Annotated in this window: 7 protein-coding genes and 2 pseudogenes; 5 read left to right on the top strand and 4 right to left on the bottom strand. The window is 59.0% G+C overall.

Annotated elements, in window-relative coordinates; genetic code table 11:
- Positions 1–449 precede the first annotated feature (449 nt).
- On the bottom strand, positions 450–1,772 hold the full coding sequence (locus tag AC244_RS34510) for a pilus assembly protein TadG-related protein (RefSeq protein WP_053253325.1): 1,323 nt from the start codon (positions 1,770–1,772) through the stop codon (positions 450–452).
- A 123-nt stretch (positions 1,773–1,895) separates the two neighbouring features.
- Between AC244_RS34510 and AC244_RS38540 the strand changes: the two genes are divergently transcribed.
- Both AC244_RS38540 and repC read left to right on the top strand, forming a co-directional pair.
- A complete protein-coding gene (locus AC244_RS38540) occupies positions 1,896–2,060 on the top strand; it encodes a transposase (RefSeq protein ID WP_234717134.1) in 165 nt (54 codons plus the stop codon).
- A gap of 717 nt (positions 2,061–2,777) precedes the next feature.
- A pseudogene (gene repC, locus AC244_RS36125) lies at positions 2,778–2,979 on the top strand (replication initiation protein RepC); the annotation flags it as partial.
- 324 nt (positions 2,980–3,303) lie between these two features.
- Here the strand turns inward: repC and AC244_RS34500 are convergent.
- The 3 genes from AC244_RS34500 to AC244_RS34490 are packed head-to-tail and all read right to left on the bottom strand — an operon-like array spanning position 3,304 to position 6,455.
- A complete protein-coding gene (locus AC244_RS34500; protein WP_152976241.1) occupies positions 3,304–5,304 on the bottom strand; it encodes a putative bifunctional diguanylate cyclase/phosphodiesterase in 2,001 nt (666 codons plus the stop codon).
- Positions 5,305–5,328: 24 nt separating this feature from the next.
- Positions 5,329–5,817, bottom strand: coding sequence for a molybdopterin-dependent oxidoreductase (locus AC244_RS34495; RefSeq protein WP_053253323.1), 489 nt, complete (start codon positions 5,815–5,817; stop codon positions 5,329–5,331).
- A 26-nt stretch (positions 5,818–5,843) separates the two neighbouring features.
- Entirely contained in the window at positions 5,844–6,455 is a 612-nt protein-coding gene (locus AC244_RS34490) for a transposase (protein ID WP_234717133.1), read from the bottom strand.
- Between the two features lie 199 nt (positions 6,456–6,654).
- Between AC244_RS34490 and AC244_RS34485 the strand changes: the two genes are divergently transcribed.
- The 3 genes and pseudogenes from AC244_RS34485 to AC244_RS34475 all read left to right on the top strand — a co-directional run bounded on the left by AC244_RS34485 (position 6,655) and on the right by AC244_RS34475 (position 8,425).
- A complete protein-coding gene (locus AC244_RS34485) occupies positions 6,655–6,957 on the top strand; it encodes a cupredoxin family copper-binding protein (RefSeq protein WP_053253322.1) in 303 nt (100 codons plus the stop codon).
- A gap of 195 nt (positions 6,958–7,152) precedes the next feature.
- A pseudogene (locus tag AC244_RS34480) lies at positions 7,153–7,619 on the top strand (sigma-70 family RNA polymerase sigma factor).
- Positions 7,616–8,425 (top strand): anti-sigma factor family protein, encoded by an 810-nt coding sequence (locus AC244_RS34475; RefSeq protein WP_053253321.1) that lies wholly within the window; start codon positions 7,616–7,618, stop codon positions 8,423–8,425. The pseudogene AC244_RS34480 and the gene AC244_RS34475 overlap by 4 nt, the downstream one beginning before the upstream one ends.
- The last annotated feature ends 1,273 nt before the right edge of the window (positions 8,426–9,698 follow it).

The raw sequence follows: 9,698 nt of genomic DNA, 5'->3' as shown, positions 1-9,698 counted from the left end.
GCCGCGCCAATTCTTCGGGTATGGACAGGCCGTCTGCAAGATCGGCCTGATCGGCTTTTTCGGCCATAGCCGTCAGTTCAGCGACCTCGGCTTTCAATTGCATTTCGATTTTGCCCGCATGCTCGTACTAGAGGCGGACCTACTTGCGGACTGTTCGCTTTTGCCCCGCTCGCCACCACCGTTGCCCCCTCTGTTGCCGCCGCCTCCATTCCCATTGCCGCCGTCTTTGGCAAAGGCTGTGTAGTCGTCAGGGGCCAAGGGGTTTATCACGTTGAGACTGAGCGGTGTGGCCGCGAGCATTGTGGACATCAGGGCCGTGGCGGCGAGGTTGCTGATTTTGGTCATTTCAGGTTACTCCAAATCGTTGCTGTCTCGTCCGAGGGCGGCACATGAGGGTATTTCTGCACGGATGCATAACGCACTCGCCCAACGCCGCACGTATCGTGCGTTCATTGCACCAGCCTGATGGCCCCCGGGTTCATTATCTGATTGTTGGCAAGTTCGGCCTTGCAATTGAATTTGAACCCGCTGTTACCGGTCATCGTGATTTCTTGGGCAATGATGCGGACGCATTCGCCGCCGGTCGATCCGTTGCCCGAATATTGGATCTCTCGGGCGGCAGGCATATAGATGATCCCGGTCAATGAGGAGTTGCTGTTGCCGTTGATGACGGCAGCCTCGGTATTGTTACGGGCCGCAACGATCACAAAGCCGGCCCACGGACCACTGGTGGCCGCTGTGACATGAAAATTGGCGCCACCATGGATGTCGATCTCAGCTCCGTTGAGAAGGAAAAATGTCACTCCTTCTCCACTGACGGTCGACTGGCTCGCGAATTTTAGGACACCACCATCAATGACATAGTTGCCGGCCTGGAGGGTTATTTTTCCTTTGATCTCGAGCCCGGCATAGGTTCCGGGCTTCAGCGTAACGCTATATCCATCAGGTACTTGGTTCGGCGTCTTGCCGGTACCGTTGCAGTCCCCGTTACCACTGCCGCTTCCGACGAAGTTTTGACCGCAACCCGACAAACTCACCCAGTTACCCGCCGTCGGCATTGCTTTCTTCCTGAACGGGTCCGGTGTTCGTGACACGCCCTCGTGTGCCTTCCCGCAAGCCAGTTCTAAATTTGCAAGTGTGGCAGATACCTTGCCGGTCGCATAAAGACATTCAGATTTTAAAGTAGCCGTTCCGCTCAGGTAAATTGATTGCGAGTCATCGGAATTTGACGTGATTGTGCAGTTCGCGGTGTCAACCGTCGAACTTCCACTCACCTCGATGGCTCGGCTGGCCGCCGGATGCAGCGCTAGAATACAAGCCTCCTTATCGGCTACTCGCGCCGCGACGCTTCTTCGACTGATCCGGTAAGGCGTTAGCCCCCAGAAGAATGGGTCATATTCGGCTGCATAAGAGGCCGTCGCCATTGTCTCGTGGCCGACCTGCGAGTAGGCAAGCTGGAACGCATTTTCGTTAAAATTGGCAGAGTTGTTTAAATCGACGGCCGAATGTGTTTGAAAGTTTGCGAGGAACAGTTTGCTTGCCTCAATAAGAACCGCATTCTCGCTCGCGCCTTCGGCATAAGATCTGACGGCCGTGATGGCTGCTGCATCTAATGCTGCCTGCATTTTTGAGGCTTCGTTTACCGCGTTCGTCGCGTTTAGTGCGACCGAACCAGCGAGCAAGAGGACCGGAAGTAGGATGGCTGTCATGATGCCAAAATTGCCCTCTTCATTCTTAAGCAGGCACTTCATAACAACGAAGACTTCTTTCATCTCGGCCCTCTCCAATGTAATGGAGGGCTAATTTAGGCATTCTTCGTTGAATGTAGGTTTGCGAATTCATTAAGATTTATTGCTTCGGGTCCGACGCCCCACCTTTCCTATGCTGGCCGAGGCATGAAGGAATTTATTCGACGGATCGAGGTGATCACGGGTCGGCACCAGCGCCGAATTTGGTCGCCTCAGGAGAAGGCGCGGATCCTTGAGGAGCGCGCGGAGCCGGATGTCAGCATCTCGGCAGTTGCGCGGAGTTGGGGCGTCAATCGATATTCGTGCCGGTGACGGTGGATGGTGATGATATTGCGCACCAGAATTGTGACGTTGACGGCGCAGGTGGCGTCGCGGGGCGCATTGAGGTCGAAATCAGAGCGGTGCGCGGATATTATAATCGGTTCGGTGGCGCCCGAGCTGGCGCAGGCGATGGTCAGAGCCTTGCGGGGCGGCCGGTGATTGGGCTGTCGAGCGGCATCAAGATCATGGTGGCGACACAGCCTGCGGCATGCATGGTCTTGTAGCATTGGTGGCGTCAGCCGCTGGCAGCGGACCTCGCCTGACGCTCCCGATCTACCGTTGGCAAATGATGCTTGAGGCCGCCGAGGGCGACTGGCGACATCTTAGTCCAAGGGACGGTAACGCCGATGAGATGCAGCCTTCGGAAACGAAGCTCATCCATCGCTTTCTTCGTAGGCTAGAGGCTGTGAAATCTCTCGAGAAAGCGGAGCGGTTTTCCGGGGGTAGTCGTTCCCGGTTCCCGGCCTGCGGCCGGCGCTTGCGCTGAACCTCCTGCGGCGACCCTTTTAACCGGTCAAGCCGCGCGCGAACGGGCTCTGGCCGCGCTGGCCGCCGCCTGGTACGCTCATCCTTTTCTCGTCCGTGCAGCATGACGGCGGGAGCACGTCGCGCTCATGAAGCCCGTTTCGCGGAGATGCCCGGCCGACAAGGCATCAGGCCCCGCGCGGTTTGGCCTGCATCGGAAGAGACCTTTGGACTTGTCCGCCCTATCAAGATGCTGGTGAGGCGATTGGATCGGAAAACGCCGCCGCAACGATGGCCTGCATTCTCGAGAGGGCAGACCATCAACTCGGCCAGCGGATATCTGCGCAATCTGACGGCAAACGCGCGGCGAGGGGAGTTTTCGCTCGGGCCGGTGTTGATAGCGTTGTTGCGAGCAAACGGCGCTCCAGTTCGGGAGGCTTCGTAGCGCCCAGGGTGGCGGTTTCAGACTTGGATGGGCTCATCCGAAGGTGAATAGCAACGGGCGGTGCGTTGTCTGCACGCTTCTCGGTCGACGTTATCGGTCCGGGTACATGCTAGATTTTTGCGCCGGTCGAATTGGCGCAGATGGCCTCCAGGAGTTTGATCGTCATTGCCTGCGCCAAGCGTGGAATATCGGAAAAGCTCTCACGGTACAAAAGTCTCGTCATGATGGTCTCCGCGAACTGCGGGTTCAGGTACACCACGAAGCATGCTGCGGATCATTCCGCATAACGATCGGTCAACGGCATGGCTGAAGGGCTTTGTGCTTTCACGGAGTTGCAGGATTTGCCAGGCGGCTTGACGCTGCCCTAGGGTGGGCGTCACCCTCGTCCAGGGTGGCGGTGTTGTTGCGTAGCAGGAACGGCATTAGCTCATCCACGGGAACCGGGTGCCCAAAAAAATACCCCTGCGCTGTATCGCAACCGATCTTTCGCAAGAGGTCGCGCTGTTCGCGTGTTTCGACCCCTTCGACCGTGACCCTAGCGTTCATTTTCTGCGCCAGCTCCTTCACGGTGCGGATGATCATCAGGTTGATCGGATCGCTGTCAGCGCGCTTGATAAAGCTACGGTCTATTTTCAGTTCGTCCCAGGCGAACCTGGTAAGATAGCCAAGAGCGGAATAGCCGGTCCCGAAGTCATCCAAGGAGACAGAGACGCCGACTAACTTTAGCTGCGCGAGCACGTTCAGCACCTTCTCGGGATCGGTCATCATCACCGATTCCGTGATCTCCAGCGTGAGCCGATCAGGCGCCAATCCGGTCGCTGCCAACACGTCTCGTATTGCGGCCACAACGTCGTCCTTGAGAATCTGGATCACGGACAGGTTCACCGAGACACCGATGCTCTCCGGGAACCTCGCGGCGTCCTGGCAGGCGACTTCGAGGATCAACCGGCCGATCCTGGTGATAGCACCACTACCCTCGGCGATCGGGATGAATTCCCCTGGAGAGATCGGACCGAGTTCAGGATGGTACCATCTGGCCAGTGCCTCGACGCCGACCGTGCATCCCGACGCGAGGTCGATTTGCGGCTGATAGTGCGGCACGATTTGTCCACCCGCCAGCGCCGCATCAAGGTCCGCCTCGATCCGCAACCGTCGCAGTTGGCCGGCTCGCATCTTGCGGTCGAAAGCGAGAGCAATACCCTTTCCTTTGGCCTTTGCTTCGGTCAGGGCAAGGTCGGCATTCAGTATAAGCTCGTCGCTGGTCGCCGCGTCCGAAACATCGACTCCGACCGACGCGCCGATCATCATCATGCCATAGGCAGTTTCAAACGGCTGGCTGAGCAGTTCGACAACTTGTCGGGCGACGTCCAAAGCCAGCGCAGTATCGTCCGCGAGCCAGAACAGGGCGAGAAACTCGTCGCCGCCAATCCGGCAAACGATGTTTCGTCTGTCGAGCTGCGTTGCGGCGCTCACCAGCCGCTCCGAAACCGCGACAAGGAGGGCATCGCCTGCCGCATGGCCGATTGTATCGTTGATCACCTTGAAACCGTCGAGGTCTATTGCGCCGATGGCGATCTTTTCGTCCGCCCGCCTCGATTCCAGAGCCGTCCGAAACGCCGCATCGAAGGCACGACGATTGGGTAGTTTGGTCAGCGCGTCATGGTTAGCGAAGAAAGAAAGCTCGTCCGCTTGCCGGGCGGCGGCAAGATGCGCGACACGAAGTGATCTATTTTGCAGTACCATGAAGACCAGGAACGCAGCCCCGGAAAGCAGGAGTGCGATGATCAGACCTCGCTGCAGCCGCTGCTTGTGGTGAAGTTCGTCGCGGATTGCCGCTGCCTCGGCCACACTCGTCGTGTGCGCCTCGCCACCGATACGGTCGATCATCGGTGCCACTTCCAACAGCGCCTGAAGCACTCGTCGCTGCACGTCTGGCTCGTCTAGCCGATCGATGTCGCCCGCCAATCCGCCAACCCTGTCGCGGAGGGCTTCGAAGCGCTCCTGGCGCTTTGTTGAAAGTTCGATGAATTGCTCGAAGCCACCTGCGCCCCAGAGTTCCATACGGCCGCGTAGGATGTCGTAGAAGAGTCGCGCGGCGTCAGCATCTTTCTTGTCGCCGAGCGCGGCATAGCGCGCGACGTGTTTTTCCAGATGCGCCGCCTCCAGGCGACCATTAACGCCCGCCCAGGCGATATCGTAGCGCATCGAGCGAGCAACGGCGTCCTCGGAAGCCTCGTATAGGTAGAGATGCGCAACACTGACTATCGTCAGGCAGCAGACCGTGCAGATCGCGAAGACGCGGAATCCGTTAGTGCTGCGTGTCACAATACCCCCCCCGGAATGACTTCGCTACTCGATGGAGATGCTGCAGACCTGCCAGGCCGACCGCGAGTAGTAGAGCTCGCTGTTCAGTTCGCTGAAGGCGTCGAAGGGATAAATCACGAAGAGCGGTCCTTTGTCGCTCACGGACATATAGCGGCCGTCCTTCTTGGTCGCGAGAATGACGCCGTAGGTGGCGAAATCCGACAACGGAATTTCGGTGCGGTAGTTGTTGAGCGCAAGAACTGCGGCAGTGCCACCGGACGCTCCCACATGCTCCATCAGCCGTGCCAGCGATACCCCTTCGAATGTCACTTTGCCATCGTGCCAGGGGGTAGAGGTCTCGATCTTCTCGGGGCCCAGAGCTTCCAACTGGGCAATGGAAAAGTCACGCGCGGTGGCGTTCTTGATGTTGCCGTCGATTGTGAGGACTACCGCTTCGCGGTCCTGCGCGAACCCAATCGCTGTGGCAAATGCCAAAGACGCTGCGACGGCAAGGCCTAAAGAGACTATCCTCATGGAATCCTCCAAATCTTGCGAGAAAATTAGGCGACAAAGCTTAAGCGTGCATAAAGACGTATCGCAAATAAGTCGTCTTTGGTTCTCAGGAAGCAGTTCAATCGCTCGTTAATGGGGCAACATCGCATGCGCGTCGAAGGCCATCGCTGCGCTTCCAGGTGCCGAAGACCTTCTCGATCCGGCCGCGAATACGATGGATCGGTTGGTTCCATGCCTTGAGGCGTGCCAGTGTTTCGGCTTCGTCCCGTCCCCACATGCCGCTGGCGACGATGCGTGGCATTGCACCCTTGGCGCTCAACCGCGTCGCCGAAATGATTGCCGCGATAGGCGCTGTCGGCAAACACCTCGCCAAGATTGTCGGGCAGAGCATCGGGACCGGCCTTGCCGTCGTTGATATTGGCAGGTGTGACGGCGATCTCCTCAACAAGGGCCGTATCGGCGTCGGCGCCCAAATGGGCTTTGAAGCCATGAACCGCTCGTCGACCCTTATGCTTGACCCAATGGCCCTCTTCATCATCCTCACTGGCCGAGGCGATGATCGTCGCATCGACAAGCGTGCTGGTCTTCACCTGGATCGCTTTGGCCTTGAGCTGGCGAGTGATCTCACCGCGCAGGGTCTTGTCCAGACCATGGGCCACAAGGGCTTTTCGAAAACGCACGAAAGCCGTTCGCTCAGGCCGAATCAATTCCGTCTGCGGGAATTCGTTGCTTGCTTAAAGAGAACCCAGAAGCAGGATCGGGAATAAATCATCGATCTGAAGGGTCAGTGAGTCGTAATCGCCCTGGCGCAGAGCACCGCTGCCCACGCGGCAGGGGAACCAGAGGAGGAACAATCACGTGCGCATAGCCCTGACACTTGCCATGCTTGCCCTTGCGCTGCCCGCCTATGCTGCCGGTCACGCCGTCCAAATCAAGGGCATGAAATTCAATCCGGCGAAGCTGGGAGTCGCCGTCGGCGACACGATCACCTTCACCAACGCCGATTCCAGACGCCATACCGCCACGGCGCTGGACGGCTCCTTCGACACCGGGCGGCTTGCCACCGGCAAGAGTGCCACCGTGAGGATCGCTGCAGCTGGTAAGCATGATTTCAGATGCATGATTCACCCGTCGATGAAAGGCACCGTCACTGCGAAATAGTGCGCTTAAAAGGCCAATGACTTCGCCTGCGTCAATCCGTCGCTGCGGCCAGCTGGCCACGCCGGAGGGCTCAGGAGCCGTCGGAAGATGGGTGGTGTCACCGGGGACCGGTGTGAAGGGCGAGTGGGGTCCTGAAGTCAGCGCGTGGGTGGAGGCGCCGCGCCCGACGCATTCGAGGAAGAGGTCCTGGCCCTGATGCCGGCCCTCAGGCGCTATTCGCGCAGCCTCGTGCGTTCCGATCTCGACGCGAGGATCTGCTGCAGGATTGCGTCGAGAAAGTGCTGGCGCGGCGTGCGCAACGGCGGGGCGCGAACCTGCGCGCCTGGGCCTTCACCATCATGACCAACCTCTATCGAACCCGGCACCGCCATCGCAGCTTGCACCCGGAGGTAGAATTCGAGGAGGTGCTCAGCCTTGTCGCCGAGCAGGAGAACGCAGATCCCCTTGAGCGGCTGCGCCTCAAGCGTGCGCTCGACCGGCTTTCGGCGGAGAACCGCTCGGTGCTGATGCTCGTGGTGATCGAGGGTTATCGCTATCAGGACGTGGCAGATTTGATGGCAATCCCGATCGGCACGGTTATGGCGCGCCTGTCACGCGCCCGCCGCCAGTTTGCCGAAGCGATGAAGGATGACAATGTGATTAGCCTGCGGAGACCGAAATGACGGGCGAATTCAACACCGTCTCCGAAGATGAGCTCCACGCCTATGTCGATGGCCATCTGAGCCAGCCGGAGCGGGGGCGCATCGAGGAGTGGCTGGAAAGGCACCCGGCCCGGGCCCCAGAGGTGCGCGAGTGGCAGGCCCAGGCGGCGGCGCTGAAACAACATTTCGCAGCCTATGCCCGCTGCGACGAAGGCGACCGCGCGCTGATCGCGGCACGCCGGAGAGCCGCCGCGGCAAGCGCTTCCTCTGGTCCCGTGCTCCGCCGCATCGCCGCCGGCCTTCTGATCTTTGCAGCCGGCGCGCTCGCCGGCGTGTACGCACCACGTCTCGTCGCACCGGAACCGCCGCTTATGACAGCGCGGGCGGACGAGTCCCTGCCCCGCCAAGCGCAGTCCGCCTTCCTCATTTACGCAAGCGAGGTGCGCCATCCCGTCGAGGTCGGCGCCGACCAGCAGGCGCATCTTGCGACCTGGCTTGGTAAGCGGCTCGACTACGCGCTGACGATCCCCGACCTCTCACCGCTCGGCTTCTCGCTCGTCGGCGGCAGACTGGTACCGGTCAACGATACGGCGGGCGCCATGCTGATGTACGAGGACAGCACCGGCCAGCGGCTGACAGTGCTTCTCGGCCGCAACGCCAAGAACCGCGAAACGAGCTTCCGCACCGCCAGCCAGGGCGGCATCGAGACGCTCTACTGGATCGGCGGCGAGATCGGCTATGCCGTCACTGGCGAGGTGTCGCGCGACCTGCTGCAAAAGATTGCCAACGAATGCTACCGGCAGTTCGAGGGGTCGGCGGCGTCTTGAGCGCCCGCGATTAGAACCGAATCCGATCAAAGCTACACAATGGGATTACCTCTAAGTTGCAGAACCAGAGATGATGCTCTTCCAACAAGAAGATCTACGATCGCCGCCGAAACGGCGATCGTGCTCCTGATTTTCGCGGTTGCAGCGTCCTGGCGTTTCACGCGGCCGCCACGGGCGCCGCGACGGCTCACCGGCGATCAGGTTCCGGAATGTCCAATCATTGATGTCCTGTTCGAGATGCGCCCTGTGAGCCGTTCAGGTTCCGTTCGACCTTGGCGCAGGATTTTGAGCTGCTCTTGTCCTGCCCCCAAATTCACTGAACTCGGAAGTGCCGCGCTGATCGTCGACATTGCGACAGAAATGCAAATAGAATGGCGCAAGTCCAGAATGAGCAGCTTGAAATCCTCCTTACTGGCATGTATATGCCTATGTATATGCAAAGGAGGCCGACATGCCCCAACCCATGCATGGAGGACATGTGTGTCCGTATGATCCACAGAAGGACAAACCCCCTTATATGTACAGACGGACACATTTCACCCCATCGAATTTGTCCGTCCGTGTCCGGGTGTGGAACGGCCTGCGCCCTCGGAGCGCATTCGCATGGCCGCAGCCAGCCTGCAACCATCCTCTTTAAAGCATTGAAAACATTGCGGCGTTCCGCCGCACAGCGGAAGCACTGTCCTTTTCTCAGGGCGCAAAGGCAGGGATACGACTGGGTCTCATCGCGTATCCCTGCTCAGTGGCAAGGGCTTACGGGAGAGTGGCAAAAATCTCCCGCGCCTCCATGCCCTGCTGGGGAAACTTCCTCATCAAAGCCGAGCGCGCTCGGTCGTGCTTCTCCTATAACGGGCAATTGCGGGTTTGGTTCCCTTGCATAGTTTCCAACCTTTTGCCGCGATCCGTAAAATTGTGCAAGCTTGCATAGTTGGCAGCTAAAGCCTTGTTTTTGTTGGAAACATTTTTACGTGCGGTCTTGAAACAAGGCGCGTGCAACGCGTAAAAAGTGCGACATTCCAGCCTTTGAACGTGCACCGATGGAGGGGGGGCTAGGCCTTTGCTGCCTTTTTTGCTCGCCTTTTCGAGCGAACTGCCTGCGTGCTATGCGTCGTCGGCACATCAACTTCACACAGGCCAGCCATGGTTGCTAGTGTTTCGTCTCAGAGATTATGACGGGTTGTCTATGCCGAGGATTGGCAGTTCTTGAGGCGGGACAAGCAGTTGGATGCTGCGCGCCACGCCTGGTTGCTTTTTGATCAATCCGATTTGGTCG

The organism is Ensifer adhaerens (assembly GCF_001270265.1).
Taxonomy (GTDB): domain Bacteria; phylum Pseudomonadota; class Alphaproteobacteria; order Rhizobiales; family Rhizobiaceae; genus Ensifer; species Ensifer adhaerens_B.
The sequence above is the reverse complement of the archived record's forward strand: the minus strand, read 5'-3'. Positions and strand labels throughout refer to the sequence as shown.